A 26,687-nucleotide genomic window follows, 5' to 3' on the forward strand; every position below is an offset into this window, starting at 1 on the left:
GATGGCGTTCCGCGAGGTGAACTCGAAGATGGTCGAGGCGACGGTCGTGCCGGGGCAGCGGCTGTTCAGTCAGCGCGGCGCGATGCTCGCGTACAAGGGCGAGGTGTCGTTCACCCCGAACATCCAGGGCGGGCAGGGCGGGGTGATGTCGATGATCGGCCGCCGCCTGGCCAACGAGGCGACCCCCCTGATGACCGTGGAGGGTTCGGGCACGGTGCTCTTCGGGCACGGCGGCCACCACGTGCACGTGATCAGCCTCACGGGTGACACGTTGTACGTGGAGGCGGACCGGCTGCTGGCGTTCGACGGGACGCTCCAGCAGGGCACGATGTTCCTCGGCTCGCAGGGCGGCGTCATGGGCATGGTGCGGGGTCAGGTGACCGGGCAGGGGCTCTTCACGACCACGCTCAAGGGGCACGGGGCCGTCGCCGTCATGGCGCACGGCGGCGTCTTCGAGGTCCCGATCACTCCGCAGCGCGCGGTGCACGTCGACCCGCAGGCGTACGTGGCCCACCACGGCGACGTGCGCAACAAGCTGTCCACGGCGCTGGGCTGGCGCGACATGGTGGGACGCGGTTCGGGCGAGGCGTTCCAGCTCGAGCTGAGCGGCAGCGGTTCGGTGTACGTCCAGGCCTCGGAGGAGAAGCTGTGAGCGGGTACGGAGCCCCCGGCGGTCCGGTGATCCATGATCCGATGTCGCTGCCGGTCGACGACAACGTCAACAACTACACCTTCTGCGTGGAGCTCAAAGGGAGCGAGTGGTTCCTGCAGAAGGGCAAGATGATCGCCTACTACGGATCGATGGAGTTCAACGGCATCGGACACGGTCGACTTGACCGTCTTGTCCGTACGTCGTTCCATTCGCCACTGCACGCGAGCGACTGGGTCGTGGCCCAGGGTTCGGGCAAGATGCTGCTCGCCGACCGGGCCTTCGACGTGAATTCGTACGATCTCGACGACGGCAACCTGACCATTCGCTCCGGCAACTTGCTCGCTTTTCAGCCAAGTCTCGCGCTCAAGCAGTCGATCGTGCCGGGCTTTCTGACACTGATCGGAACCGGCAAGTTCGTGGCCGCGTCCAACGGTCCGGTGGTGTTCATGGAACCCCCGATCCGGGTGGACCCGCAGGCCCTCGTGGGCTGGGCCGACTGCCCCTCCCCGTGCCACCACTACGACCACGGGTACATGACAGGCGTGATGGGCGGTCTACGTGCGATGACGGGCCTCGGAGGGGCCTCCGGCGAGGAGCATCAGTTCGAGTTCGTGGGCGCGGGCACGGTGCTGCTCCAGTCCACCGAGATCCTGATGGCGGAGCAGGCCACGGGGGCGGTCCCGCACCAGGCGGGAGTGCCCGGCGCGGGAGGGGCGCCCGGTCAGCACGGGCAGCAGGCGGGGGCACCGCGCCTTCCCGGACAGCTCGGGGACCTCCAGCGTCGCTTCGGGCTGTGAGCGGTAGTCTGCGGAGTGTGACGTCGAACGCACATCGAACACGTGCGCACGGTCACACAACCCCTCACTAGTTCGCATTTCAACATTTTAGGTAGACTTCATTCATGGAGACCGAGACGGCCACGCGCTGGCTGACCGATGCGGAGCAGTGCGCCTGGCGCACCCACCTGGAGGTCAACAGGCTGTTGACGTACCAGCTTGAGAGGGACCTTCAGCCGTTCGGGCTGACGATGAACGACTACGAGATCCTGGTGAACCTCTCCGAGTCGGAGGGCGTCCGCATGCGGATGAGCGATCTGGCGTCCGCCACCCTCCAGTCCAAGAGCCGGCTCTCGCACCAGATCACGCGCATGGAGAACGCGGACCTGGTGCGCCGGGAGAACTGCGAGTCCGACCGCCGGGGGCTGTACGCGGTCCTCACCGAGCACGGCATGGAGACCATGAAGAAGGTCTCCCCGCATCATGTGGCGTCCGTGCGACGGCACTTCATCGACCTGCTGTCACCCGAGGCGCTCGAGGACCTGCACAAGTCGCTGCGTCCGATCGCCGAACACCTGCTGGGGCAGCGCGGCAAGCCGTAGGACCGGGCACGTCGTCGTGGCCCGGTCCCGACGGCGGTCCTCAGCCGGACAGTCGCGCGCCGTCCGTCACCTCGGGCCGCGCACCGTCGCCCGCACGGTTCCCCGCGTCCGCACCCGGACGCGGGGTCCGTGCGTTCCGCACGCAGCTCAGGGCCGCCGCCATCGCGGCCGCGCCCGAGACCGCGAAGCACAGCCCCAGCGGCAACCGGCCCACCAGCAGGCCCGCACCTGCGGTGCCCACCGAACCGCCCGCGTTCACCGCGGTGTTGACCCAGGCGCCGGCCTGGGTGCGAAAGCCCGGCGGAGCGGCCGCGTCGGCCATCAGGTACGAGGTCGTCAGGGCCGGGGCGACGAAGAAGCCGGCGCAGGCGACGGCCACCGCCAGCGCCCCGAGGCTCTGGGCGAGCCCCGCCCCGAGCAGCGCGAGGCCGAGGGCGCCGGCCAGCAGCGGCAGCCGTACGCCGGGGGCCGCGCGCCAGTCGACCGCGCCGTTCAGCAGCCCGCCCAGGGCGCTGCCCAGCGACAGCGCGGCGAGCACCCAGGCCACCACGCCCCCGCCGTGATGGTGGCGCTCGGCGAAGGCCATGACCAGGAGGTCGACCGCGCCGAGGGAGAGGCCGACGCCCGCGGCCACGACGACGGGCCGGGCCAGGGCCCGCCCCAGGGCCCGGCCGCCTCGCCCGCCGGGCCCCCGCCCGCGTTCCGTGCGCGCCGCGGGCGGACGGACGCCCGCCACGAGCGGGGACAGGACGAACGCCAGGGTTCCCGACCACACCAGCAGGGCGCTGAGCGCGACCGCGGCGGCGGGCGGTGCCGTCTGCACGACCGCGCCGACGACCAGGGGGCCGGAGACGAAGAGGATCTCCTCGACGACGCCGTCCAGGCTGTAGGCGCGCTGCAACAACCGTTCGTCCTGGATCACTTCGCCCCACACGGCGCGCATCGTGGGGCCGAGCGGCGGGGTGCAGGCACCCGCGGCGACCGCGAGCACGCCGATCGCCGGGACGGGGGCGCCGGGGCGCCAGGCGGTGACCGCGAAGGCCGTGAGCAGGCCCGCGTAGAGCGAGGCCATGGGGATCAGGGCACGGCGGGCGCCGTACCGGTCGATCAAGGCCGCCCGTGCGGGCGACAGGAAGACGCTCGCCGCGCCGAACAGCGCCATGACCGTGCCGGCCACGGCGTACGAACCGGTGGCGCGGGTCGTGGTGAGCATCATGGCCAGGGAGACGACGCCGTACGAGAGACGGCCGGTCATGGCCGCCGCGAAGGTGCGGCGGGCGTGGGGCATGCGGAAGAGCGCGGCGTAGGACGGCCGCGTGGGTGACGCAGACATGGGTGGAGTTCCTCAACACCGAGGCGGGACAGGGTCGCCGGAGTGCCGCGACGCCACGGCCACGGTGCCGTGTCCACGTCGCGGGCCTGAGCGGCGCCTACGCCAAGAGAAGGAACATGCCCTCAACGTAACAGCGCCCACGACAAGCCGGCCAGGCCTTTTCGCCCGCGCTCCCCCGGCGCGCCGTCTCCCGGGGCATCCCCGGCCTACCGCGTCGAGTCGCCCCGCGAGGGGGCGTGCCGTCCGGTGGGTGCACTCGGTCGTGTGCGGCGCACCGCTTCGCGCCTCAGCGCGCCGGGGCGCGTCGCCCGGCCCGGGAGCGGGAGGACGCACCCGCGCCCGAAGCGGTACCCACCCGGTACGGGTCAGGCTTCCTTCAGGCCCTCGATCAGGGAGTCCGCCGCCGCGTACGGGTCGAGTTCGCCGGCGACGATGCGCTCCGCGAGGGCGCTCAGGCGGCGGTCGCCGTGGAGGTCGCCGATGCGGCGGCGCAGCGCGGTGACCGCGATCGTCTCGACCTCCTGGGACGCCCGCGCGCGCCGGCGCTCGGCGAGCACGCCGCGCTCCTCCATCCACGCCCGGTGCTTCTCCAGGGCCTCGACGACCTCGTCGATGCCCTCGCCGCGCGCGGCGACCGTCTTGACGATCGGCGGCCGCCAGTCCCCCGGCCCCCGGGACTCGCCGAGGCTGAGCATGTGGTTGAGCTCGCGGGCGGTGGCGTCGGCCCCGTCGCGGTCGGCCTTGTTGACGACGTACACGTCGCCGATCTCCAGGATTCCCGCCTTGGCGGCCTGGATGCCGTCGCCCATGCCGGGGGCGAGGAGGACGACGGAGGTGTCGGCCTGGGAGGCGATCTCCACCTCCGACTGGCCGACGCCCACCGTCTCGACCAGGATCACGTCGCATCCCGCCGCGTCCAGGACGCGGATCGCCTGGGGGGCCGCCCAGGCCAGCCCGCCCAGGTGCCCGCGGGTGGCCATCGAGCGGATGTAGACGCCCGGGTCCGAGGCGTGGTCGGACATCCGGACGCGGTCGCCGAGCAGCGCGCCGCCGGAGAACGGCGAGGACGGGTCGACGGCGAGGACGCCGACCCGCTTGCCCTGCCGCCGGTAGGCCGACACCAGCGCCGACGTCGAGGTCGACTTGCCGACACCGGGCGAGCCGGTGAGGCCCACCACGTACGCGTTGCCGGCCAGCGGGGCCAGCGCGGCCATGACCTCACGGAGCTGCGGTGCCGCTCCCTCCACGAGGGAGATCAGCCGGGCCACCGCCCGCGGCCGTCCTTCCCTGGCCTGGGTCACCAGCGAGGAGACGTCCTGCATCACAGCTCCGTTCACGAGAGGTCGGTCGGTCGAACGCGGGTCAGGCCTTGGCCACCCGCACGATCAGGGCGTCGCCCTGACCGCCGCCGCCGCACAGGGCGGCCGCGCCGACGCCGCCGCCGCGCCGCTTCAGTTCGAGGGCCAGGTGCAGCACCAGGCGGGCGCCGGACATGCCGATCGGGTGACCGAGGGCGATGGCGCCGCCGTTGACGTTCACCTTTTCCGTGGACACGCCGAGGTCCTTCATTGACTGGACCGCGACCGCCGCGAACGCCTCGTTGATCTCGATCAGGTCGAGGTCCTCGACCTCCAGGCCCTCCTTCTTGAGGGCGTGCAGGATCGCGTTCGAGGGCTGCGACTGGAGCGAGTTGTCCGGGCCGGCCACGTTGCCGTGGGCGCCGATCTCCGCGATCCACTCCAGGCCGAGCTCCAGCGCCTTGGCCTTGCTCATCACGACCACGGCGGCCGCGCCGTCCGAGATCTGCGAGGCGCTGCCGGCGGTGATGGTGCCGTCCTTGGCGAAGGCGGGACGCAGCTTGCCGAGCGACTCGGCGGTCGTCTCGGCGCGGATGCCCTCGTCCTTGCTGAAGACGACCGGCTCGCCCTTGCGCTGCGGGATCTCGATCGGTGTGATCTCCGCCTCGAAGAGGCCGTTCTTCTGGGCGGCGGCCGCGCGCTGGTGGGACAGGGCGGCGATCTCGTCCTGCACCGGACGCTGGATGCCGAGACGGGTGTTGTGCTTCTCCGTCGACTCGCCCATGGCGATGTTCTCGAAGGCGTCCGTCAGACCGTCGTACGCCATGGCGTCGAGCATCTCGATGGCGCCGTACTTGAAGCCCTCGCGGGACTTCGGGAGCAGGTGCGGGGCGTTCGTCATGGACTCCTGGCCGCCGGCGACCACGATGTCGAACTCGCCGGCGCGGATGAGCTGGTCCGCCAGGGCGATGGCGTCCAGGCCGGAGAGGCACACCTTGTTGATGGTGAGGGCCGGGACGTTCATGGGGATGCCCGCCTTGACGGCGGCCTGGCGCGCCGGGATCTGCCCTGCCCCGGCCTGGAGCACCTGGCCCATGATCACGTACTGCACCTGGTCGCCGCCGATGCCGGCGCGGTCGAGGGCCGCCTTGATCGCGAAGCCGCCGAGGTCGGCCCCGGAGAAGGACTTCAGCGAGCCCAGCAGTCGTCCCATGGGCGTTCGGGCGCCCGCGACGATCACCGAGGTGTTGCTGTTCGTTCCAGACATGAGGTGCGATCCCCTTACCGGCTGCACAGCCGAGGAGTGAACGAGGGTTTACTGAGAATGTACTGAGCGGTAGGCCACCCGTCATCCGGCCCGCAGTGTGATCGCGCGCACGTTGCGTAACCACGCCGGGAGCGCTGCACTGACTCCATGCTGACGCGAATCGACCACATCGGGATCGCCTGTTTCGACCTCGACAAGACTGTCGAGTTCTACCGTGCGACGTACGGCTTCGAAGTCTTCCACTCCGAGGTCAACGAAGAGCAGGGCGTGCGGGAGGCCATGCTCAAGATCAACGAGACGTCCGACGGCGGCGCCTCCTACCTCCAGCTCCTGGAACCCACCCGCGAGGACTCGGCCGTGGGCAAGTGGCTGGCCAAGAACGGCGAGGGCGTGCACCACATCGCCTTCGGCACCGCGGATGTCGACGGTGACGCCGCCGACATCCGCTCCAAGGGCGTCCGGGTGCTCTACGACCAGCCCCGGACCGGGTCCATGGGGTCCCGGATCACGTTCCTGCACCCCAAGGATTGCCACGGCGTACTGACAGAACTGGTCACTTCGGCGGCGGTTGAGTCACCTGAGCACTGACCTCCGTATATCTGGGCCGGTAGGGTTGGGCTCGGCCGTCGCCTTTCGCGGGGGACGGCCGTGGTCCTGGCGCCTTGCGGTGATCGGGACCAAGGGCCGGGGTCCAGGTTTCGGGGGGCGAGCGTCGGGGCAGCAGCCCTTGCTCCGCCGTTGATCTGACACCATTCCCCGGGGGCCCCGTTCGGCGGAAGAACGGTGCTCGTTCGGAATTACATGACCAGGGGACGGATGGGACCGCGCAGTGCGGGGCTACGAACGCCAGGAGCGAGAGCCGGCGGCTGACGTCGACCACCTCTCTCGGTTCGAGGCCGAGATGGAACGGCTGAAGACCGAGCGGGAGAAGGCCGTCCAGCACGCCGAGGACCGCGGCTATCAGGTCGAGGTGCTGCGCGCCAAGCTGCACGAGGCGCGCCGCAGTCTGGCGACCCGTCCTGCCTACGACGGGGCCGACATCGGCTATCAGGCCGAGCAGATGCTCCGCAATGCCCAGATGCAGGCCGACCAGCTCCGCGTGGACGCCGAGCGCGAGATCAGCCAGGCCCGGGCGCAGACCCAGCGTCTCCTCCAGGAGCACGCCGAGCACTCCGCCCGGCTCCAGGCCGAGCTGCACCAGGAGGCCGTCACCCGGCGTCAGCAGCTCGACCAGGAGCTGGCGGAACGCCGCCAGACCGTCGAGTCGCACGTCAACGAGAACGTGGCGTGGGCCGAGCAGCTCCGCGCCCGCTCCGAGTCCCAGGCCCGCCGGCTGCTGGACGAGTCGCGCGCCGAGGCCGAGCAGGCGCTCGCCGCCGCCCGCGCGGAGGCCGAGCGGGTGACCGCCGAGGCGCGTCAGCGGCTCACCACCGACGCCGAGGCCGCCCGTGCGGAGGCCGAGGCGCTGCTGCGCCGTGCCCGCACGGACGCCGAGCGGCTGCTGAACGCCGCCTCGACGCAGGCCCAGGAGGCCACCGACCACGCCGAGCAGCTCCGCAGCAGCACGGCGAGCGAGTCGGACAACGCCCGCCGTCAGGCCGGCGAGCTGAGCCGCGCCGCCGAGCAGCGGATGAGCGCCGCGGAGACGGCGCTGCGCGAGGCGCAGGCCGAGGCGGACAAGGTCCTGACCGAGGCCAAGGAAGCCGCCGCGAAGACGATCGCGAACGCCGAGTCGGTCAATGAACAGCGCACCCGGACCGCGAAGGAGCAGGTCGCCCGGCTGGTCAGCGAGGCCAGCCAGGAGGCCGAGACCACCAAGTCCGAGGCCGAACAGATCGTCGCGGACGCCCGCAGCAAGGCCGAGACGATCGTCGCGGAGGCCGAGGAGAGCGCCCGCAGCCTCACCGCCGAGGAGACCGCCTCCCAGCTCGCCAAGGCGGCCCGTACCGCCGAGGACGTGCTGAACAAGGCGTCCGAGGAGGCCAAGCGGACCACGAAGGCGGCCTCCGAGGAGGCCGAGCGGATCCGCACCGAGGCGGAGACCGAGGCCGACCGGCTGCGCGCCGAGGCACACGACATCGCTGAGCAGCTCAAGGGCACGGCGAAGGACGACACCAAGGAGTACCGCGCCAAGACCGTCGAGCTCCAGGAGGAGGCGCGGCGGCTGCGCGGCGACGCGGAGCAGCTTCGTTCGGACGCGGTCGCCGAGGGCGAGCGCATCCGCGCCGAGGCCCGGCGCGAGGCCGTCCAGCAGATCGAGGAGGGCGCCCGGACCGCCGAGGAACTGCTCGGCAAGGCGAAGGCGGACGCGGACGAGCTGCGCCAGGCCGCCACGGCGGACAGCGAGAAGGTCCGCACCGAGGCCATCGAGCGCGCCACGACGCTGCGCCGGCAGGCCGAGGAGACGCTGGAGCGGACCCGCGCGGAGGCCGACCGGCACCGCGCGGAGGCCGAGGAGCGGGCCGAGGCGATCGCGGCCGACGCGGAGCGGGCCGCCGAGCGGCAGCGCGAGGAGACCGAGCGGGCCATAGAGGCCCGTCAGGCCGAGGCCGCCGAGGGGCTGGCCCGGCAGCACACGGAGGCCGAGGAGCGTCTGGCCGCCGCCGAGCAGGCGCTGACCGACGCGCGCGCGGAGGCCGAGCGGATCCGCCGCGAGGCCTCCGAGGAGATCGACCGGCTGCGTTCGGAGTCCGCCGAGCGGATCCGTACGCTCCAGGCCCAGGCCGAGGCGGAGGCCGACCGGCGGCGCGACGAGGCCGCTGCGGACGCGTCGGCGTCCCGTGCCGAGGGCGAGGCCATCGCCGTACGGCTGCGTTCGGAGGCCGCCGCGGAGGCCGAGCGGCTCAAGTCGGAGGCCCAGGACAGCGCCGACCGGGTGCGGAGCGAGGCGCAGGCCGCCGCCGAGCGTCTGGCGGCCGAGGGTGCCGAGACGCTGGCCGCCGCCCAGGAGGAGGCCGCCCGGCGCCGCCGCGAGGCCGAGGAGACCCTCGGTTCGGCGCGCCAGGAGGCCGACCAGGAGCGCGAGCGGGCCCGCGAGCAGAGCGAGGAACTGCTGGCGTCCGCGCGCAAGCGGGTCGAGGAGGCCCAGGCCGAGGCCGTACGGCTGGTCGAGGAGGCCGACCGGCGCGCGACCGAGATGGTCTCCAGCGCCGAGCAGACCGCGCAGCAGGTGCGGGACTCGGTGGCGGGGCTGCACGAGCAGGCCCAGGAGGAGATCACCGGGCTGCGCTCGGCCGCCGAGCACGCGGCGGACCGTACGCGCACCGAGGCGCAGGAGGAGGCGGACCGGGTCCGCGCCGACGCCTACGCCGAGCGCGAGCGGGCCGGCGAGGACGCGGCGCGGATGCGGCGCGAGGCCAACGAGGAGCGGGAGGCCGCGAGCGCGCTGGCCGAGCGCACGGTCGCCGAGGCGATCGAGGAGGCGGAGCGGATGCGCTCGGACGCCTCCGACCACGCCCAGCGGGTGCGCACCGAGGTGTCGGACGCCATCGCGAACGCCGACCAGGACGCCGCGCGCACCCGTGCCGACGCCCGGGAGGACGCGAACCGGATGCGTTCGGACGCGGCCGCTCAGGTGGACACGCTCATCACGGAGGCGACGGCGGAGGCCGAGCGGCTCGGGATCGAGACCGCGGCCGAGGCGGAGCGGGTACGCGCCGAGTCCGTGGCCAAGGCCGAGAAGCTCATCTCGGACGCGACCGGCGACGCGGAGCGGCTGCGCGCCGAGGCCGCCGAGGCGGTCGGTTCCGCCCAGCAGCACTCCGAGCGGATCCGTACCGAGGCCGAGCGGTTCAAGGCGCGGGCGACGGAGGAGGCCGAACGGCGTACGGCGGCGGCCCGCGAGGAGTCCGAGCGGCTGCTGGACGAGGCGCGCCAGGAGGCCAACAAGAAGCGTTCCGAGGCGGCCGAGCAGGTCGACACGCTCATCTCCGAGACGGCGTCCGAGGCGGACAAGCTGCTCTCGGAGGCGCAGCAGAGCGCGCAGAAGACGACGGCGGACGCCGAGTCGCAGGCCGACACGATGGTCGGTGTGGCGCGTGGCGAGGCCGAGCGGCTGGTCTCCGAGGCCACCGTCGAGGGCAACACGCTCGTGGAGCGGGCCCGCGCGGACGCGGACGAGCTGCTGGTCGGGGCGCGCCGGGACGCCACGGCGATCCGGGAGCGCGCCGAGGAGCTGCGCGACCGTGTCACGTCCGAGATCGAGGACCTGCACGAGCGGGCCCGCCGTGAGTCGTCCGAGGCGATGAAGAACGCGGGCGACCGGTGCGACGCGCTGATCAAGGCCGCCGAGGACCAGCTCGCGGAGGCCGAGGCGAAGGCCAAGGACCTGGTGGCGGAGGCGAACTCCGAGGCGAGCAAGGTCCGGATCGCCGCCGTGCGCAAGGCCGAGGGTCTGCTCAAGGAGGCCGAGCAGAAGAAGTCCTCGCTCGTCACCGAGGCGGAGAAGATCAGGTCGGAGGCCATTCAGGAGGCGAAGGCCGCCGTCGAGGAGGGCAAGCGCGACCTGGAGGTCCTGGTCCGCCGGCGTGAGGACATCAACACGGAGATCTCCCGTGTCCAGGACGTCCTTGAGGCGTTGGAGTCTTTCGAGGTCCCTGGGGCCGGCAAGGACGGCGGGGTGAAGGCGGCCGCCGGGGCGGCGCGTTCGGGTGGCAAGGCGTCGGAGAGCTAGGGCCCGGCGGACGGGCCCCGGGGCCCGTCGCGGGTCAGGCGGCGTCCCTCCGGGCGCGTCCGCCGGGTACACCCCGGCGGGAAGCCCGGATTCGGGTGGTTTCTGGGACGTTTGTCACAGGTTCTGGCAAGCCTTCCGGCAGCCGGCCACCCAAAAGGAGTGTCATTCTCCAGATCAAACACGTATCCGCTCGATGACACACCGCATTGCCCCCTAGGATTCCACCTATCACCTCACCGGTCTCATTCGACAGGAACCCCATGAGCGACACTTCCCCCTACGGCTTCGAGCTTGTGCGGCGTGGATACGACCGCGCTCAGGTGGACGAACGCATCTCGAAGCTCGTCTCCGACCGTGACAGCGCTCTGGCCCGTATCACCGCCCTCGAAAAGCGCATCGAGGAACTCCATCTCGAAACGCAGAACGCCCAGGCCCAGGTGAGCGACGCCGAGCCGTCGTACGCCGGTCTCGGCGCCCGCGTCGAGAAGATCCTCCGCCTCGCCGAGGAGGAGGCCAAGGACCTGCGCGAGGAGGCCCGTCGCGCGTCCGAGCAGCACCGCGAGCTCGCCGAGTCGGCCGCTCAGCAGGTGCGCAACGACGCCGAGTCGTTCGCCGCGGACCGCAAGGCCAAGGCGGAGGACGAGGGCGTCCGGATCGTCGAGAAGGCCAAGAGCGACGCCTCCCAGCTCCGTTCCGAGGCGCAGAAGGACGCGGCGTCCAAGCGCGAGGAGGCGGACGCCCTCTTCGAGGAGACCCGCGCCAAGGCCGCCCAGGCCGCCGCCGACTTCGAGACGAACCTCGCCAAGCGCCGCGAGCAGTCCGAGCGCGACCTGGCCTCGCGTCAGGCCAAGGCCGAGAAGCGCCTCGCGGAGATCGAGCACCGCGCGGAGCAGCTCCGTCTGGAGGCCGAGAAGCTGCGCACGGACGCCGAGCGCCGCGCCCGCCAGACGGTGGAGACGGCTCAGCGCCAGGCCGAGGACATCGTGGCCGACGCGAACGCCAAGGCCGACCGGATCCGTTCGGAATCCGAGCGCGAGCTGGCCGCCCTCACCAACCGTCGCGACTCGATCAACGCGCAGCTCACGAACGTCCGCGAGATGCTCGCGACGCTCACGGGCGCCGCGGTGGCCGCCGCCACGGGTCCGGCCGAGGACGAGCCGATCACCCGCGGGGTTCCGGCGCAGCAGTCCCGGTAACCGCACGGCACGACACCAGGGCCCGTTCCCTCTTCCGAGGGCGCGGGCCTTGTCGTGTCAAGTGGCAGGCCCCCGGGGGCGGTCTTAGCGTGGCCGCATGATCGAGCTCGAGGGGCTGACGAAGCGGTACGGCGAGAAGGTGGCGGTCAACAACCTCACCTTCACCGTCAGACCGGGCATCGTGACCGGCTTCCTCGGCCCCAACGGCGCCGGGAAGTCCACGACGATGCGGATGATGCTCGGGCTCGACCGTCCCACAGCGGGCGACGTACGGATCGACGGACAGCACTACGACCGGCTCAAGGACCCGCTGAAGTACATCGGCGCCCTGCTGGACGCCAAGGCGATGCACGGCGGCCGCAGCGCCTTCAACCACCTTCTGTGCCTCGCCCAGAGCAACGGCATCCCGAAGGCGCGGGTGCACGAGGTCCTCGACACCGTCGGTCTCACCGCGGTCGCCAGGAAGAAGGCGAAGGGGTTCTCGCTGGGCATGGGCCAGCGGCTCGGCATCGCGGGCGCGCTGCTGGGCGACCCGCGGATCCTGATGTTCGACGAGCCGGTCAACGGCCTCGACCCCGAGGGCATCCACTGGATCCGCAATCTGATGAAATCCCTCGCGTCCCAGGGCCGTACGGTCTTCGTCTCCTCGCACCTCATGAGCGAGATGGCGCTGACGGCCGACCATCTCGTCGTCATCGGCCAGGGCAGACTGCTCGCCGACACCTCGATGGCCGACTTCATCCGGCAGAACTCGCGCTCGTACGTCCGGGTGCGCTCCCCGCAGCGCGAGCGGCTGCTGGACGTGCTGAAGAGCGCGGGGATCACGGTCGTCCAGACGAGCGGCGGAGCGCTGGAGGTGGACGACGGGAAGCCGGAGCACATCGGTGAGCTGGCCGCGCAGCACCAGATCGTGCTGCACGAGCTGAGCCCTCAGCAGGCCTCGCTGGAGGAGGCCTTCATGGGGCTGACCGCCGAGTCGGTGGAGTACCACGCGCACACCGACACGCCGGAGCGGGAACTCACGTCGAGCCCGCCGGACACGCCCCCCGCCCCGCAGTGGGGCGGCGACTGGAGGAAGGGCTGACGATGGCGGCCACCCAGGTCCTCAAATCCGAGTGGACCAAGATCCGTTCCGTTTCGTCCACGGTGTGGACGCTGAGCCTCGCGGCGGTCGTCACGATCGCGCTGGGCCTGCTCATCTCGCTCCTCTCCAACAACGAGTTCGACAACATGAGCCGGCAGGACCGGCTCACCTTCGACCCGACGTTCATCAGCTTCGCGGGCATGACGCTGGGGCAGCTCGCGATGATCGTGTTCGGGGTGCTCGTCGTCGGCAACGAGTACAGCACCGGCATGATCCGCACCTCGCTCTCGGCGGTCCCCCAGCGCGGCACGTTCCTGTTCAGCAAGGTCGCGGTGGCGGCCGGCCTCGCCCTGGTGGTCGGGATGATCACCAGCTTCATCACGTTCTTCGTGGGCCAGGCGGCGCTCGGCACGCACCGGACGTCGATCGGCGATCCGGGGGTGCTGCGCGCGGTGATCGGCGGGGGGCTCTACATGACGCTCATCGCCGTCTTCTCGATGGGCGTGGCGGCGATGCTGCGCTCCCCGATGCTCTCGCTCGGCATCCTGATGCCGTTCTTCTTCCTGATCTCCAACATCCTGGGCGCCGTCTCCGCGACCAAGAAGGTCGGCCGCTACCTCCCCGACCAGGCCGGCAGCAGGATCCTGCGGGTGGTGACACCCATCGACGACACGCCGTACGGTCCCTGGGGCGGCCTCGGCATCATGGTGCTGTGGGTGGCCGTGGCCCTGGCCGGCGGCTACGCGCTGCTCAAGAAGCGGGACGCGTAGACGACGGGACGGGCGCGGCTCAGGAAGGGTCGCGTGCGGGAGGGCCGGGAGGGGGAGGTCCGTCGCCGTCCGGGCCGGGGTGGATCAGGCCGTCGAAGTCGGACCAGCCGTCCCACTGCCACACGTCCTTGCCCAGGTCCGGCTGGAGCGGCACGAAGCGGCCGAGTTCGAAGTCCCCGGCCTCCAGGTCGAACCAGCGTTCGTCGGCGACCTCGGTGCCGAGCCCGACGGTGCGCGCGGTCAGCCGGACGAGCAGTTTCACCCCGGACGAGCGGGACAGGTCCTTGCCCTGGATCCGGTGGAACGGCAGCGCGGCCACCGGCGCCTCGACCGGTATCCAGACCGTGAAGGGCGCCCCCCGCTCGACCGCGAGCCAGCTCCGCTCGTCGGCCGGGTCGCCCTGCGCGTCCAGGACCTTCAGCCACTGCTTGTAGATGACGAGACTGCCGTCGTGCGGGGAGCGCTCCAGATAGCGCAGATGGGCGCGGGCCCGCAGGTCGACGACGGACAGATTGTCGAAGCGGTTGTAGAAGCGGACGGCGATGATGGCGTGGTCGCTGCCCGCGTGCCGCCGCGAGTAGCCCGGGAAGTCGGCGGTCCAGGCGTGCGAGATGCTGGCCCGCCGCCGCCAGACGAAGGGCCGCAGCGCGAACAGCTTGATCAGGGCGATGCCCAGCAGCACGGCGGGCACCAGGGCGCCGGTCACGGAGGCGAGCGTGGCGAGGAGCTGGTGGGCGGTGCTGTCCGGCTCGGGGTCGAGGCTGTCGGTGCCGACGCAGGCGCGCAGCACGCCGAGGCTGAGGTCCAGGAGCCGCTCCCCGTCGGAGAAACGGTCCGCCATCGAACGCGGCGAGTCCTCGGTCAGCGTCCAGGCCGCCGCCACGACGGCCGAGAGCACGGCCAGCGCGCCCAGGGTCATCAGCAGCAGGGCGTGGACGGTGCGTCCGGCGATCCACCAGCGAACGGACATGCGATAGCGCGGATGCGCCGGTCCGCGGCCGGTCCGTCCCAGCCGCGCCAGACTTTGCCTCACGAGCCCCAACTTGCTTCCCCCGTAACCGATTTCGCCCTCAGCCATACAATAGGAGCGACATGATTCCCGGTGTCGGTTCAGGCCAACCGCGCTCAGCCGGGGAGACCGGGTCCCACGCCGGGTAGACCTCGGATGAAGGCCCAGGTCCACCTCGCGTGAAAGGCTGTGCCGGCATGCGCGCGACACCACCCCCGGAGGGCGTCACCGTGACGACGAAGGACCGAAGCCTGGAGGCGCTGGGCCTGAGCGACGTGCCCGCGAAGAAGCCCCTCACCTATCCGGGCCGCCCCACCACCGAGCCGTCCCTGCTGACCGGCGGCGAGCTGCTCCAGCTCGACGTGCGGCCGCTGCGGCTCGGCGAGTGGTACGTGGAGGAGCGCCAGGCGCAGCAGCGGCTGGACGAGGCCCTCGCCGACCTGGGGCAGGTGGGCACCGGGCTGCGCCACCCGGTCATCGCCGTCGGTTCGAACGCCTCCCCCGGGCAGGTCGCCCACAAGCTGACCCGGCTGGGCATCCCGGCGACGGTGCCGATGGTTCCGGTGCGGGTGCGCGGGATCGGCGTGGGCTGCTCGGGACACATCAGTCCGGCCGGTTACGTGGCCGGGACGCCGTACGTGGACCCGGGCGCCGAGACGACGCTCGTGGTGACCTGGCTGGACTCGACGCAGCTCAAGGCCGTCGACGACACCGAGTTCCCGGACTACCGGCGGGCGATACTGCCCGGCGACGCGTTCGCGATGACGATGCCCTCCGGGGAACGGCTCGGCGGCGCGTACATCTACTTCAGCGCGCACGGCGTGCTCGCCGAGCCGGAGAGCGGGCGGCCCCGCCCCGGCGGCGGCGACCAGTCCGAGCTGCTCGCGGCCCTGCTGGCGGCCTCCGGGCGGCTGCGCGAGCTGCTCGGGCCCGATCCGGCGACGTGGGTGCGCCGCGCGGGTGCCGACCGGTCGCTGCGCGAGGCGGGCACGCTGATCTTCGGCGAGGAGGGCTGGGTGCTGCCGCAGACCGACTTCCTGCCCTACCTCGACGAATCGGCCGAGCTGCGGCTGTACGACGATCTTCCGCCGCTCGACGATTCCCTGCCGGGCCGCGGCTGAGTTTTCCTTCCGGAGGGACCGGCGTGAATTCGCCTTTCCCTCCTCGCCAGGAAAGACGGGTACCTGACAGAACGCCGGTACGAAACTTCGCGCTCTACTGGATCTTTCACCAGCCGATGGGCGCGACTTTACTTCCCCTTGAGTGGAACCGTCGGCGCCCGGATATCCTCCTAACCCTTACGGGGGCGTGCGCCCCGACGTCCTGAACCTTTCGATGGGTGCGGAGAATGATCGAGGCAGTCGGCCTGACGAAGCGCTACGGCGCCAAGACAGCCGTGTACAACCTTTCCTTCCAGGTCCGGCCGGGTGCGGTCACCGGCTTCCTCGGGCCCAACGGCTCGGGCAAGTCGACGACGATGCGCATGATCCTCGGCCTCGACAACCCGACCTCCGGGCAGGTCACGATCGGCGGCTTCCCCTATCGCAGGCTGCCGAACGCGCCCCGCCAGGTCGGCGCGCTCCTCGACGCCAAGGCCGTCCACGGCGGCCGCAGCGCCCGCAGCCACCTGCTGAGCCTGGCGCAGCTCTCGGGCATCCCGGCCCGCCGCGTGGACGAGGTGCTCGGCGTCGTCGGCCTCCAGGACGTGGCGAAGAAGCGCTCCAAGGGCTTCTCGCTCGGCATGGGCCAGCGGCTCGGCATCGCGGCCGCGCTCCTCGGCGACCCTCAGGTGCTCCTCTTCGACGAGCCGGTCAACGGCCTCGACCCCGAGGGCATCCTCTGGGTGCGCAACCTGATGAAGTCCCTCGCCGCCGAGGGCCGTACGGTCTTCGTCTCCTCGCACCTCATGAGCGAGATGGCGCTGACCGCCGATCACCTCATCGTGATCGGCCGCGGCCAGCTCCTGGCCGACCAGAGCATCAAGGAGTTCATCTCCCACAACTCGGCCGACTTCGCCCGGGTGCGCACCCCCGACACCGAGCCGCAGCAGCGCGAGAAGCTGACCGCCGCGCTGACCGAGGCCGGCGGCCAGGTGCTGCCCGAGCAGGACGGCGCGCTGCGCGTCACCGGCCTGGCGCTCCCCCGCATCAGCGACCTCGCGCACTCCGCCGACGTCCGCTTGTGGGAGCTGTCCCCGCACCAGGCCTCGCTTGAGGAGGCGTACATGCGGATGACGCAGGGAGCCGTCGACTACCGCTCGACCGTCGACCAGAAGGCCGGGCTCCAGCAGCCGCTGCCGCCGGGCGCCATGCCTCCCCCGCAGATGCCGGTGGCGGGCCAGGGCCAGCCCGGCTGGTACGCGCCGCTGCCGCCCCAGCAGGGCGGGCAGCCCTTCGCCATGCCGCAGGCCGGTCCCTACGGCGCCCCCGCGGCCCCCGGTGCCGGTGCTCCCGGCCCGTACGGCGCTCCGGCGGCCCCCGGCGCCCCGGACGCCAACCCGTACGCCCAGGCGCCCGCGGGCCCCCCGGCGCCCGCCGCCGCACCCGCTCCGGCGCCCGAGTCCGCACCCACGACCGCGCCCGCGCCCGCCGCCGACCTGACCAAGCCCGAGGACGCCCGATGAGCACGCCCCAGCCCCCGATGCCGCAGCAGGCCGCCGCTGCCCCCGCCTGGCAGGCGGCGCCCGGCACTTCGTACACCTCGCCGATCCCCGTCACCCGCACCCACCTCGGGCACGCGCTCCACTCCGAGTGGACGAAGATCAAGTCGGTGCGCTCCACGATGTGGACGCTCGGGATCTTCCTCCTCCTGGTGATCGGCATCGGCTTCCTGGTCGCCGCGCAGACGACGAACGAGGACTTCGGCGACGTGCCGTACACGATCCCGGCGTTCTTCGGTCTGATGCTCGGGCAGATCTGCCTGATCACGCTGGGCGTGCTGGTGGTCTCCTCCGAGTACGGCACCGGCATGATCCGCACGACGTTCACGGCCTCGCCGCAGCGCCACCGGGTGCTCGCCGCCAAGCTGATCATCTTCTTCGCGGTGGCGTTCGCCGTCTCGGCGTTCGCGATCGGTCTCGTCGGCCTGTTCACCGAGGGGATGCACAGCGACGCCGCGGGCGACGCCTCCCAGGTCGCCTGGGGCGGCACCGTCCTGATGGGCGCCCTGTACGTCTCCCTGCTCGGCGTTCTCGCGCTCGCGGTGGGATCGATGCTGCGTCACTCGGCCGGCGCGATCACCACGATGCTCGGCGTCGTGCTGGTGCCCGCGATCATGCCCGCGTTCCTGATGATGTCCGAGAGCATGCGCAAGATCGGCGAGAAGATGCAGGAGTACAACGCGCCGAACGCCCTCGCCCACGTCTTCCGGCTCGACTCGGAGAGCGGCCACGGCGGAGCGCAGCTCGGCCTGCTCGCCGGCGTCACCGCGGCCGCGGTCGTCGCCGCCTTCATCCTCCTGGAGCGCCGCGACGTCTGACGCCCGCGCCCGTCCCGGCTCTTGGGGACGGACGGTCGAAGTCGCCTAGAACCTGGGCGCGTTACGGGACCGCTGCACCCGCGAGGTGCGGCGGTCCTTCGCGTTCCAGCAGGCCTTGTGCCAGTGCCGCCGCTCGTCGACGCCCGAGTGCTCCGGCCAGGCCACCACGTGCGGCACCCCGGAGGGGATCAACTGGTCGCAGCCGGGGCAGCGGTAGGTCTTGCCCTGCGCGCTCGCGCCCGCCACATGACGCACGCTCCACTCCTCGCCCTGCCAGCTCTCCGTGGACTGCCAGCCGCCGTAACGGTCCGACGAGTCCTCCTCAGGGCTCCTGCCGGACGAGCCGGCGTCCTTCGGACGGTTGCGACGCGGGGACAAGGGACACCTCACGGAGCTATACAGGGAGCAGGGGCCGACACCAGCCTACGCGGGACGCACAGGGGTACGCGTACTCCGCCAACCCGCACAGATCCCCCTGCGGACCGTCCTCGGAGGGTCTTCGGACAGCCCAATTCCCAGACAATCCGCAAATCTCTCCGCAAGGCCGTGTCTTCGGCACGTGTCAGGCGGTTATGCCGGGTGGGGGAGCTCCGTGTCGGAGCCGAGGAAGCAGGAAGTTCGATGCACGTTGGAAGTTTTGTACTCGCCGCCCAGTTCCCGGGACAGGGCCAGGGAGAGGCCCTGCACCGCGCGGTGCGATCCGCCGAGGTCGCCGAGGAGGCCGGGCTGGACGCGGTGTGGCTGGCCGAACACCACTTCGTTCCGTACGGGACATGCCCGTCGGCCGTCACACTCGCCGCGTATCTGCTCGGCCGCACCGAACGGATCCGGATCGGCACGGCGGTCAGCGTGCTGCCCACCGCGCACCCCGTGGCGCTCGGCGAACAGGCCGCCCTGCTGCACCTGACGTCCGGCGGGCGGTTCTCGCTGGGGGTCGGCCGCGGCGGTCCCTGGGTCGACCTGGAGGTCTTCGGGGCGGGCCTGGAGGCGTACGAACACGGGTTCCCGGAGTCACTCGATCTGCTGATCCGCTGGCTGCGCGAGCCGTCGGTCGCCGGCACCTCCGAGCGGTTCCCGTTCCGTGAAGTCCCCGTCGTACCACGCCCGTCGGAGGCGCTGAGCGGCACTCCGGGCCCCGAGGTCGTCGTCGCGTGCACCTCGCCCGCGAGCGTGCGGCTGGCCGCCGAGCGCGGGCTGCCGATGCTCCTGGGCATGCACGTCGGGGACGAGGAGAAGGCCGAAATGGTCGCGCTGTGGCGGCGGCACGCGCGCGCGGCGGGCCGCCCCTCGGACGAGATCCACACCGCCGCCCACGTCTCCGCCGGCGTCTGCCAGATCGCGGACCGCCGGACCGACGCCGTCGAGACGCTCGTCAAGGCCATGCCGGGCTGGCTGAAGCAGGGACTGGACGCCCATGTGACGGTCGACGGCCGCCTCCGCTCGATGCGGGACCCGGTGGCATACACCGAACTGCTCTGCGGACTGCACCCGGTGGGCACGCCGCGGCTGTGCGCCGACCGGCTCGCGGCGACCTCCGAGCGGACCGGCATCGGGCGCTTCGCGCTGCTCGTCGAGGGTTCGGGCGACCTGGCGGCGACCGAGGAGAACGTACGGCGGCTCGGGGCCGAGGTGCTGCCCCAGCTCCGATGACCGTACGGTGTCCGGCCCCGACGGGCCGGACACACGGGGAGCTTGCCGCCCCAGTACCAATGCACCTCCCGCGTACGGAGCGGCAAGCAGTGCGGCATCAGTGCGTCAGCAGTCCCTGAACTCCGGGGACTGGTTGAGCAGCTGACTGCGGACCGAGGTGAAGCGTGCCAGTGTGTCGTCCACCGAGTCGTCCAGTGGGAACACCGCCACCCGGTGGCAGTTCTGGAAGGCCAGCCGCACTCCGAAGTGCCGCTGCAGCGCGCCGCGTATCGCGTCACTCGCGAGCGCACGCAGCAACTGGCCACGTGCCTGCTCGTCCGGCGGAGGCGTCTGGTTGTCGGCGAACGTGCCGCCGTCCACCTTCAGCTGGGCCACCAGGGAGCTGATCATCTCCCATGCGTAGGGCAGGGAGGTCCGGACGCAGTCGACGAATTCTGCTTCATCGACCTCGCCTCGCTCGGCCTGTTGGAGTAGGGCCGGTGAGACGTCGAGCGACATGGGTACTCCTCTCGCACCCCCACACCTCGGGGGTTGCCGGACAGGGACGGGGACCGCGGTATCGAACACGCTGAGTACATGTACCGCGACCTCCCGTTCATACGGTAAGCATCGGCAGGTAACGGCACCAGGAGAATGGGCACATAGCGAACACCCGGTAGGCCGACAATCGGCCACACCGGAACACGGAATCTTCAGGATCAATGGGGTGACCCGCGAAAACGCCGTCCGGACCGGGCGGCACCGACCTGCGGAACAAATGGGGCGAACCACGGATTCCGCCTCGGGGCCGGGCGCGGGAGGGGGTTGCGGGACGGGGCCGGGAATCGCGTGCACCACCGCCGGTCGAGTAGCGTTGCCGACCATGCGTCTCGTCATTGCCCGCTGTTCCGTGGACTACGCGGGCCGGCTCACCGCCCATCTCCCGTCGGCGCCCCGCCTGATCCTCGTGAAGGCGGACGGCAGCGTCTCGATCCACGCGGACGACCGGGCCTACAAGCCCCTCAACTGGATGTCGCCGCCCTGCACACTGAAGGAGGGGTCCGGCGACGACGAAGGCGTCTGGACCGTCATCAACAAGGCGGGCGAGAAGCTCATCATCACGATGGAGGAGATCCTCCACGACTCCTCGCACGAACTCGGCGTGGATCCCGGCCTGATCAAGGACGGCGTGGAAGCGCACCTCCAGGAGCTGCTCGCCGACCGGATCGAGACCCTCGGCGAGGGCTACTCGCTCATCCGCCGCGAGTACATGACGGCCATCGGCCCGGTCGACATCCTGTGCCGGGACGCCGACGGGCAGACCGTCGCCGTGGAGATCAAGCGGCGCGGCGAGATCGACGGCGTGGAGCAACTCACGCGCTATCTGGAGCTGTTGAACCGCGACCCGCACCTCGCGCCGGTCCGCGGCATCTTCGCAGCCCAGGAGATCAAGCCGCAGGCCCGTGTCCTCGCCACCGACCGCGGCATCGGCTGCGCGGTCCTGGACTACGACGCCCTGCGCGGCATCGAGGACGACAAGCTGCGGCTGTTCTGAGCCCCCGGGCTTCGTATACGACAGAGAGGGCCGGATCCGACGACGGATCCGGCCCTCTCCCGTTTCCCTCGGGGTCCGGCCGTACGTGCGGACCCCGCGGTCAGATCACCGAACCGCTCGACGACGTCGGCACCGGGCCGCTCGCGGAGTCGGAGGTGGCCGGGGTCGTCGAGGTGCTGGGCGACGGCGACGGGGACGCCGACGGGCTCGCCGGCTTCGTGGAAGGCGCCGACGGCGAGGGGTGCGCGGGGGGCGAGGACGGCCGGTGCGTGGGCGGCTTCGTCGGAGTCGGCGTCGGCGTCGGCGACTTCGACGGCCTGCTCGTGCCGGTGCGCGTCCCGCTCGGGTCGGCGGACGGCTGCCGGGTCGCCGTGGCCGTCGGCGTCGGGTCGTCCGAGGTGCCGTACGTGCCGTCCGGGCCCGGGTCGGTGGGCTTGGCCGGGGCTCCGGAGGAGGAGTCGTCGCCCTTCTTCGGCGTGTCCGCCCCCAGGCTGTCGTCCTGGGTGTCCTGGGTGGCCGACGGGTTCACCCCGACCTTCTCGGACGGCGTGCCGTTGTCGTGGTCCGAGGTCGCGCCGAGGGTCACCACGGTCCCGAGGACGGCGACGAGGAGCGCGCCCGCGCCCGCGGCCACCAGGTTGCGCCGGGTGCCGGCGACGAGCCGGCCGGCGACGCTCCGCGGCTTGGCCACGGGTATGCCGAGGCCGCCGGGCCGGGCGAGCACCGTGATGGTGTCGTCCGACGGGTCGGTGCGCGGGAAGGCGGCCGGCACGCCGCCGGGGGGCGACATCGACTCTTCGTGGCGCGCGTCGGGCACCTCTTCGCCCGACGGGCTGCCCCCGCTGGTGAGCTGGAGGGTTCCGGAGCGGTCGGCGACCAGGGCGAGCGCCCGCCGGCCGGCCGTGGTGCCGCGCTTGTCGGCGAGTTCGCCGCGCATGGCGACGGAGGCCTCCAGCTCGGCGCGGGCCCGGTCGAGCTGGAGCCCGCACAGCGCGAGGACACCCAGCTCGTGGTGGAAGTAGGCCTGTTCGCCCAGGTCGTCGGCGAGCTCGGAGGCCTCGACGCCGAGACGCAGGACGCGCTCCCAGGCGCTCCAGTGCAGTCCGGCCGCGAAGGCGGGCGCCGCCGTGCGGGCGAGCTGGACGGAGACGCTCTCCTCCTCCTCGTCCTGCGGGACGGTGGTGACGGGGACGAGCACGTCCAGCGCGGCGAGCACCGCGTCGGCCTCCGCGCACACCCGCTCCGGGGTGACCGAGGGGTGCCCGGCCCACCAGGTGTAGTGCCGGGCCGCGGCCAGCGCGCTCTCCTGGAGGGTGTCCGCGTAGCCGGAGGCCTCGAGCTGGGCCTGCACACCGGCGGCGAGCCGGTAGCGGGAGCCGACCGGGGAGACCAGCGCGGAGGCCGCGAGTTCGGCGAGCGCGGCATCCGCGTGGGTGTCGCCCACGAGCGCGGGCAGATGGGCCTGGTGGGGCACCTCGCCGCCGAGCGCGACGGCGAAGCGCAGGGTGGCGCGCGCCGATTCGCTGAGCCGGGAGGCGAGCAGCGCGGCGGGCGCGGCGCCCTCGGCGAGGGAGGGCAGCGGCACGTCGGCGCCGTCGCCGGTCTCGAAGGTCGCGTCGGCCGGGGCTTCCTGGAAGACGCCGTAGTCGTCGAAGGCCTCTTCGCTGGCCTGCATCCGGTCCCGCTGGCGCAGCAGCGCCCCGGCCTGGATGAAGCGCAGCGGCAGTCCCTCGGACTCGAACCAGAGGTCGCCGGCCCAGTTCGACTCGTCCTCGGTCAGGACGCGTCCGACGGCGCGCTCCAGCAGTTCGAGGCCGCCGCTGCGGTCGAGGCCGCCGAGGAGGACCTCGTCGAGCTGGGCGCGGGCGGACGGGGCCGGTATGTCGGGGGTGGCGGCGACGACGAAGGCGCACTCGGGGGTGGCGTCGAGCAGCACGTCGAGGTCGGCGCCGCCGATCTCCGCGTCGTCGAGGACGACGACCGCGCCGATCTCGCGGACGAGCCGGAGCAGTTCGTCGTGGTCCGGGCGGTGCAGGGGCGCTTCGTAGACGGCGGCGAAGAGGTCGTGCAGCACGTCGCTCGCGGTGCGTCCGTAGCCGGAGAGGCGGACGACGCCGTCGGGGGCGAGGTCCGCGCAGTCCTCGGCGACGGCGTCCAGCAGGACGGTGCGGCCCGATCCCGAGGGTCCGGTGAGCCGTACCGAGCGGCCGCGCGCGAGAAGGCGTACGACCTGTTCGCGCTCCTCGTGGCGCTCCAGGAGCGGCAGCCGGGGCTGTGCCGGGCCGGGCGGTACGGGCGGCTGGGCCGCGCGGGCCAGTTCGGCGCGTTCGGCGGCGGCGCGCTTGACGGGCGGTCGCGGCCGTTCGTGCGGCGGACAGTTCTCCAGCTCGCTGCCGTCGACGGGGTTCACGGTGAGCGCGAACTCGCCCGTGACGAGCCTGACCGTGCGGACGAGTACGGGCTTGTGCTGTCCGAGGTCCGCTGCGAGCGGGTCGCGCGGCGGGCGCGGGCGGGTCACCTGGCTGTCGTCCTGACGGCCGTACTCGTCGGGTCCCCGGTTGATCGGGTCCATGTTCCAAGCCCCCCAAAAGCGTCGTGTGCCGATGCCCTCCCGGCCTGGCTGCACACCGCTTCGTCGCTTCTGGTCCGGTGCCCGCTCGTAGGGTTTCGGTCGGCGGGCAGCCGAACCCTAAACCTTCGCACAGTATCTACGAACAGGCGGGGTACCGCGCCGTCCGAACCGTCACGCCTTCGTGAGGATTGTGCACGGGGAGCGGAAAGGTGCGCCGGTCGGGACGCGTACGCGGTCGCGCGCGCGGAGCGACGGGGGCGCGTGCCCGGGTCACACCCGGGGCAGGGAGTCGACCCCGATTCCACCCTCGATCGCCAGGATCCGGTGCAGCCGGGTGGCCACCAGCAGGCGCTGCATCTGCGGCGGTACGCCGCGCAGCACGAGCCGCCGGCCGCACCGCCCGGCGCGCCGATGGGCCCCCATGATGACCCCGAGTCCGGTGGCGTCCCAGGAGTCCAGCTCGGACAGGTCGAGCACCAGGTCGCCGGCTCCGTCGTCGACGGCGGTGTGCAGGACCGTACGGGCGTCCGCCGCGCTGCGTACGTCGAGGCGGCCCCCGACGACCAGTTCGGCGTGGTCGCCCCTGATGTACATATGCGCTCCCCGAGAATGCGTCTCGTAACTCCGCGTGTGTCTGTTTCCGCGTCTTCGCGTCTGCATGTTGTGCATGGTCTGACTGCCTGAGGGCCGCGGAGGTTGCCGTCTGTAAGCGAACCGATACCGAATTCACCTCATGGAGTGACATCCGAGAGGCGTGCACGGCGTCCGTGGCACATGCGGCGACCGGTGTCCCGGTCGCCGCATGATCGTTCAGTGCTTGTAGAAGCCCTGCCCGCTCTTGCGCCCGATGTCACCGGCGTCAACCATCCGGCGCATCAGCTCCGGCGGGGCGAACTTCTCGTCCTGGGTCTCGGTGTAGATGTTGCCGGTGGCGTGGAGCAGGATGTCGACGCCCGTGAGGTCGGCGGTGGCCAGGGGGCCCATGGCGTGGCCGAAGCCGAGCCGGCAGGCGAGGTCGATGTCCTCGGCGGTGGCCACGCCCGACTCGTACAGCTTCGTCGCCTCGACGACGAGGGCCGAGATGAGACGGGTGGTCACGAAGCCGGCGACGTCGCGGTTGACGACGATGCAGGTCTTGCCGACGGACTCGCTGAACGCACGCGCGGCGGCGAGCGTTTCGTCGCTCGTCTTGTAGCCGCGGACCAGCTCGACGAGCTGCATCATCGGCACCGGCGAGAAGAAGTGCACGCCGACGACCCGCTCCGGGCGCTCCGTGGCCGCCGCGATCTTGGTGATCGGGATCGCGGAGGTGTTGGAGGCGAGCACGGTGTCGGGGCGCACGATCTTGTCCAGGGCCTGGAAGATCTCGTGCTTGACCTCGAGCTTCTCGAAGACCGCCTCGACGACGATGTCCGCGTCGGCGGCGGCGTCCAGGTCGGTGGTCGCCGTGATGCGCGCGAGGGCCGCGTCCGCGTCGGCGGCTTCCAGCTTGCCCTTGCTCACGAACTTGTCGTACGAGGCCCTGATGCCGTCGAGGCCGCGGTTCAGCGCCTCGTCGGTGACATCGCGCAGAACGACGTCCCAGCCCGCCTGTGCGGAGACCTGGGCGATACCGGACCCCATGAGTCCGGCTCCGATGACGGCGAGCTTCCCAGCCACTCAGACTCCCTTAACACGCTGCTTGTGTATGCCTCTTCGGCGGAGAGTAGCGTTCGGAAGGGGGCGCGAAACCCGTAAGTAACGCGTGTCACGGTCTCAGGGCGTGAGACACCCGTCACGTCGCGTCCAGCGGTCCCCGCGAAGCCTCACCGGACGGGTCCGCGCCCTGTGATCCGCACGACGCGGGCACGGCGTCTCCGGGGCGCGCGGGGCCGTCTAGATTGACTCCATGGTCAATCTGACGCGCATCTACACCCGCACCGGCGACCAGGGCACCACCGCCCTCGGGGACATGAGCAGGGTCGCCAAGACCGATCTGCGGATCTCGGCGTACGCCGACGCCAACGAGGCGAACGCGGTGATCGGTACGGCGATCGCGCTGGGCGGTCTGGAGGACGAGATCGTCCAGGTCCTCACCCGCGTCCAGAACGACCTGTTCGACGTGGGCGCGGATCTGTCGACGCCCGTCGTCGAGGACCCGAAGTTCCCGCCGCTGCGGGTCGAGCAGTTCTACGTCGACAAGCTGGAGGCGGACTGCGACCTGTTCAACGAGCGGCTGGAGAAGCTCCGCTCCTTCATCCTGCCCGGCGGCACCGCCGGCGCCGCGCTCCTGCACCAGGCGTGCACGGTCGTACGCCGGGCCGAGCGCTCGACCTGGGCGGCGCTGGAGGTCCACGGCGAGGTGATGAACCCGCTCACCGCCACCTATCTCAACCGTCTCTCGGACCTCCTGTTCATCCTGGCGCGCACGGCGAACAAGGACGTGGGCGACGTGCTGTGGGTCCCGGGCGGGGAGCGCTGAGCGGCTCCCGGACTCTTCCGCCGAACACGGTCAGGGCGTCCGCGCCGGGCTCGAAGCGATCTTCGGGCCCGTCGCGCGGGCGCCCTTCGTCGTCCCCGCCGGGGGCTCCGGGCCGATCACGCGGGCGGACGCGAAGGCCCATGTCAGCCGCCTGCCGGTCCGTCAGAACGGTGCGACCGGCCGTCAAGGCGTTGCGCCCATACGGTAGTTGAGGATCAAGAGGAGCAGGGAACTAGTGGTCCAGACCTATTGACCTGTGGTCCAGACCTTCCTATTCTCACGGCACCGTGGGTGTGAAGGCTCAGTCACGCCCCTCCCTCCCCAACTCCCCCCG

The 26,687-nt window shown here is 71.7% G+C and carries 23 protein-coding genes; 14 read left to right on the forward strand and 9 right to left on the reverse strand.

The window, feature by feature from the left end:
• The first annotated feature begins 1 nt into the window (after position 1).
• The 3 genes from ACFRIC_RS19590 to ACFRIC_RS19600 all read left to right on the forward strand — a co-directional run bounded on the left by ACFRIC_RS19590 (position 2) and on the right by ACFRIC_RS19600 (position 2,030).
• A complete protein-coding gene (locus ACFRIC_RS19590) occupies positions 2–652 on the forward strand; it encodes an AIM24 family protein (RefSeq protein ID WP_382787313.1) in 651 nt (216 codons plus the stop codon).
• A complete protein-coding gene (locus ACFRIC_RS19595; protein WP_382787315.1) occupies positions 649–1,449 on the forward strand; it encodes an AIM24 family protein in 801 nt (266 codons plus the stop codon). The genes ACFRIC_RS19590 and ACFRIC_RS19595 overlap by 4 nt, the downstream gene beginning before the upstream one ends.
• 104 nt (positions 1,450–1,553) lie before the next feature.
• Positions 1,554–2,030, forward strand: coding sequence for a MarR family winged helix-turn-helix transcriptional regulator (locus tag ACFRIC_RS19600; protein ID WP_103550943.1), 477 nt, complete (start codon positions 1,554–1,556; stop codon positions 2,028–2,030).
• 40 nt (positions 2,031–2,070) lie between these two features.
• Here the strand turns inward: ACFRIC_RS19600 and ACFRIC_RS19605 are convergent, their stop codons facing one another.
• From ACFRIC_RS19605 to ACFRIC_RS19615, 3 genes are all read right to left on the reverse strand, one after another.
• The gene (locus ACFRIC_RS19605; protein ID WP_382787318.1) at positions 2,071–3,363 is read right to left on the reverse strand and encodes an MFS transporter; all 1,293 of its coding nucleotides are present in this window, start codon (positions 3,361–3,363) and stop codon (positions 2,071–2,073) included.
• A gap of 365 nt (positions 3,364–3,728) precedes the next feature.
• Positions 3,729–4,685, reverse strand: a complete 957-nt coding sequence (meaB, locus tag ACFRIC_RS19610) for a methylmalonyl Co-A mutase-associated GTPase MeaB (protein WP_382788032.1) — start codon at positions 4,683–4,685, stop codon at positions 3,729–3,731.
• A 40-nt stretch (positions 4,686–4,725) separates the two neighbouring features.
• A complete protein-coding gene (locus ACFRIC_RS19615) occupies positions 4,726–5,928 on the reverse strand; it encodes an acetyl-CoA C-acetyltransferase (protein ID WP_355760401.1) in 1,203 nt (400 codons plus the stop codon).
• A 147-nt stretch (positions 5,929–6,075) separates the two neighbouring features.
• On the opposite strand from ACFRIC_RS19615, the gene mce reads away from it, so the two are divergent.
• The 5 genes from mce (at position 6,076) to ACFRIC_RS19640 (ending at position 13,650) form a co-directional block, all read left to right on the forward strand.
• Positions 6,076–6,516 carry a methylmalonyl-CoA epimerase gene (gene mce, locus ACFRIC_RS19620; RefSeq protein ID WP_382787320.1) on the forward strand — a complete coding sequence of 147 codons (441 nt, stop codon included), beginning with the start codon at positions 6,076–6,078 and terminating at the stop codon, positions 6,514–6,516.
• A 241-nt stretch (positions 6,517–6,757) separates the two neighbouring features.
• Positions 6,758–10,600 carry a polarized growth protein Scy gene (gene scy / locus ACFRIC_RS19625; protein ID WP_382787323.1) on the forward strand — a complete coding sequence of 1,281 codons (3,843 nt, stop codon included), beginning with the start codon at positions 6,758–6,760 and terminating at the stop codon, positions 10,598–10,600.
• A 260-nt stretch (positions 10,601–10,860) separates the two neighbouring features.
• A complete protein-coding gene (locus ACFRIC_RS19630) occupies positions 10,861–11,796 on the forward strand; it encodes a cellulose-binding protein (RefSeq protein ID WP_037624897.1) in 936 nt (311 codons plus the stop codon).
• 97 nt (positions 11,797–11,893) lie between these two features.
• On the forward strand, positions 11,894–12,880 hold the full coding sequence (locus ACFRIC_RS19635; protein WP_382787325.1) for an ABC transporter ATP-binding protein: 987 nt from the start codon (positions 11,894–11,896) through the stop codon (positions 12,878–12,880).
• Between the two features lie 2 nt (positions 12,881–12,882).
• A complete protein-coding gene (locus tag ACFRIC_RS19640) occupies positions 12,883–13,650 on the forward strand; it encodes an ABC transporter permease (protein WP_382787327.1) in 768 nt (255 codons plus the stop codon).
• Between the two features lie 19 nt (positions 13,651–13,669).
• Here ACFRIC_RS19640 and ACFRIC_RS19645 read toward each other — a convergent pair whose 3' ends face one another.
• A complete protein-coding gene (locus tag ACFRIC_RS19645; RefSeq protein ID WP_382787329.1) occupies positions 13,670–14,620 on the reverse strand; it encodes a hypothetical protein in 951 nt (316 codons plus the stop codon).
• Positions 14,621–14,856: 236 nt separating this feature from the next.
• On the opposite strand from ACFRIC_RS19645, the gene ACFRIC_RS19650 reads away from it, so the two are divergent.
• The 3 genes from ACFRIC_RS19650 (at position 14,857) to ACFRIC_RS19660 (ending at position 18,136) form a co-directional block, all read left to right on the forward strand.
• Positions 14,857–15,780 carry a hypothetical protein gene (locus tag ACFRIC_RS19650; RefSeq protein WP_382787331.1) on the forward strand — a complete coding sequence of 308 codons (924 nt, stop codon included), beginning with the start codon at positions 14,857–14,859 and terminating at the stop codon, positions 15,778–15,780.
• A 227-nt stretch (positions 15,781–16,007) separates the two neighbouring features.
• Positions 16,008–17,282: an ABC transporter ATP-binding protein gene (locus ACFRIC_RS19655; RefSeq protein ID WP_382787333.1), complete on the forward strand. Its 1,275-nt coding sequence runs from the start codon at positions 16,008–16,010 to the stop codon at positions 17,280–17,282.
• Positions 17,279–18,136 (forward strand): ABC transporter permease, encoded by an 858-nt coding sequence (locus tag ACFRIC_RS19660; RefSeq protein ID WP_382787335.1) that lies wholly within the window; start codon positions 17,279–17,281, stop codon positions 18,134–18,136. The genes ACFRIC_RS19655 and ACFRIC_RS19660 overlap by 4 nt, the downstream gene beginning before the upstream one ends.
• Positions 18,137–18,181: 45 nt before the next feature.
• On the opposite strand, the gene ACFRIC_RS19665 is transcribed toward ACFRIC_RS19660, so the two are convergent.
• On the reverse strand, positions 18,182–18,514 hold the full coding sequence (locus tag ACFRIC_RS19665) for an ATP/GTP-binding protein (RefSeq protein ID WP_361683319.1): 333 nt from the start codon (positions 18,512–18,514) through the stop codon (positions 18,182–18,184).
• 243 nt (positions 18,515–18,757) lie between these two features.
• On the opposite strand from ACFRIC_RS19665, the gene ACFRIC_RS19670 reads away from it, so the two are divergent.
• Positions 18,758–19,786 (forward strand): LLM class flavin-dependent oxidoreductase, encoded by a 1,029-nt coding sequence (locus tag ACFRIC_RS19670; RefSeq protein ID WP_382787337.1) that lies wholly within the window; start codon positions 18,758–18,760, stop codon positions 19,784–19,786.
• A 105-nt stretch (positions 19,787–19,891) separates the two neighbouring features.
• Here ACFRIC_RS19670 and ACFRIC_RS19675 read toward each other — a convergent pair whose 3' ends face one another.
• Positions 19,892–20,284 carry an SCO5389 family protein gene (locus tag ACFRIC_RS19675; RefSeq protein ID WP_103550954.1) on the reverse strand — a complete coding sequence of 131 codons (393 nt, stop codon included), beginning with the start codon at positions 20,282–20,284 and terminating at the stop codon, positions 19,892–19,894.
• 364 nt (positions 20,285–20,648) lie between these two features.
• Here ACFRIC_RS19675 and nucS point away from each other — a divergent pair, with 364 nt between their 5' ends.
• Complete coding sequence (gene nucS / locus ACFRIC_RS19680) at positions 20,649–21,320, forward strand: endonuclease NucS (protein WP_382787339.1); 672 nt, start codon at positions 20,649–20,651, stop codon at positions 21,318–21,320.
• A gap of 100 nt (positions 21,321–21,420) precedes the next feature.
• Here the strand turns inward: nucS and ACFRIC_RS19685 are convergent, their stop codons facing one another.
• The 3 genes from ACFRIC_RS19685 to ACFRIC_RS19695 form a co-directional block, all read right to left on the reverse strand.
• The gene (locus tag ACFRIC_RS19685; protein ID WP_382787341.1) at positions 21,421–23,892 is read right to left on the reverse strand and encodes an ATP-binding protein; all 2,472 of its coding nucleotides are present in this window, start codon (positions 23,890–23,892) and stop codon (positions 21,421–21,423) included.
• Positions 23,893–24,162: 270 nt separating this feature from the next.
• Entirely contained in the window at positions 24,163–24,486 is a 324-nt protein-coding gene (locus tag ACFRIC_RS19690) for an STAS domain-containing protein (protein WP_382787343.1), read from the reverse strand.
• 216 nt (positions 24,487–24,702) lie between these two features.
• Positions 24,703–25,551, reverse strand: coding sequence for a 3-hydroxyacyl-CoA dehydrogenase family protein (locus ACFRIC_RS19695; protein WP_382787345.1), 849 nt, complete (start codon positions 25,549–25,551; stop codon positions 24,703–24,705).
• 229 nt (positions 25,552–25,780) lie between these two features.
• Here ACFRIC_RS19695 and ACFRIC_RS19700 point away from each other — a divergent pair, with 229 nt between their 5' ends.
• Positions 25,781–26,353, forward strand: coding sequence for a cob(I)yrinic acid a,c-diamide adenosyltransferase (locus ACFRIC_RS19700; RefSeq protein ID WP_382787347.1), 573 nt, complete (start codon positions 25,781–25,783; stop codon positions 26,351–26,353).
• Positions 26,354–26,687: the final 334 nt, after the last annotated feature.

Origin of the sequence: Streptomyces sp. NPDC056738, from assembly GCF_042790435.1 — a bacterium.
In the GTDB taxonomy this organism is placed as follows: domain Bacteria; phylum Actinomycetota; class Actinomycetes; order Streptomycetales; family Streptomycetaceae; genus Streptomyces.

Bases quoted from the DNA above. Each gene is read 5' to 3' on its own strand.
- ACFRIC_RS19590 (WP_382787313.1), top strand. From the start codon at position 2: ATGGCGTTCCGCGAGGTGAACTCGAAGATGGTCGAGGCGACGGTCGTG.
- ACFRIC_RS19600 (WP_103550943.1), top strand. From the start codon at position 1,554: ATGGAGACCGAGACGGCCACGCGCTGGCTGACCGATGCGGAGCAGTGC.
- ACFRIC_RS19605 (WP_382787318.1), bottom strand. From the start codon at position 3,363: ATGTCTGCGTCACCCACGCGGCCGTCCTACGCCGCGCTCTTCCGCATG.
- meaB (WP_382788032.1), bottom strand. From the start codon at position 4,685: ATGCAGGACGTCTCCTCGCTGGTGACCCAGGCCAGGGAAGGACGGCCG.
- ACFRIC_RS19615 (WP_355760401.1), bottom strand. From the start codon at position 5,928: ATGTCTGGAACGAACAGCAACACCTCGGTGATCGTCGCGGGCGCCCGA.
- mce (WP_382787320.1), top strand. From the start codon at position 6,076: ATGCTGACGCGAATCGACCACATCGGGATCGCCTGTTTCGACCTCGAC.
- ACFRIC_RS19630 (WP_037624897.1), top strand. From the start codon at position 10,861: ATGAGCGACACTTCCCCCTACGGCTTCGAGCTTGTGCGGCGTGGATAC.
- ACFRIC_RS19635 (WP_382787325.1), top strand. From the start codon at position 11,894: ATGATCGAGCTCGAGGGGCTGACGAAGCGGTACGGCGAGAAGGTGGCG.
- ACFRIC_RS19640 (WP_382787327.1), top strand. From the start codon at position 12,883: ATGGCGGCCACCCAGGTCCTCAAATCCGAGTGGACCAAGATCCGTTCC.
- ACFRIC_RS19645 (WP_382787329.1), bottom strand. From the start codon at position 14,620: ATGTCCGTTCGCTGGTGGATCGCCGGACGCACCGTCCACGCCCTGCTG.
- ACFRIC_RS19650 (WP_382787331.1), top strand. From the start codon at position 14,857: ATGCGCGCGACACCACCCCCGGAGGGCGTCACCGTGACGACGAAGGAC.
- ACFRIC_RS19655 (WP_382787333.1), top strand. From the start codon at position 16,008: ATGATCGAGGCAGTCGGCCTGACGAAGCGCTACGGCGCCAAGACAGCC.
- ACFRIC_RS19660 (WP_382787335.1), top strand. From the start codon at position 17,279: ATGAGCACGCCCCAGCCCCCGATGCCGCAGCAGGCCGCCGCTGCCCCC.
- ACFRIC_RS19670 (WP_382787337.1), top strand. From the start codon at position 18,758: ATGCACGTTGGAAGTTTTGTACTCGCCGCCCAGTTCCCGGGACAGGGC.
- ACFRIC_RS19675 (WP_103550954.1), bottom strand. From the start codon at position 20,284: ATGTCGCTCGACGTCTCACCGGCCCTACTCCAACAGGCCGAGCGAGGC.
- nucS (WP_382787339.1), top strand. From the start codon at position 20,649: ATGCGTCTCGTCATTGCCCGCTGTTCCGTGGACTACGCGGGCCGGCTC.
- ACFRIC_RS19685 (WP_382787341.1), bottom strand. From the start codon at position 23,892: ATGGACCCGATCAACCGGGGACCCGACGAGTACGGCCGTCAGGACGAC.
- ACFRIC_RS19690 (WP_382787343.1), bottom strand. From the start codon at position 24,486: ATGTACATCAGGGGCGACCACGCCGAACTGGTCGTCGGGGGCCGCCTC.
- ACFRIC_RS19700 (WP_382787347.1), top strand. From the start codon at position 25,781: ATGGTCAATCTGACGCGCATCTACACCCGCACCGGCGACCAGGGCACC.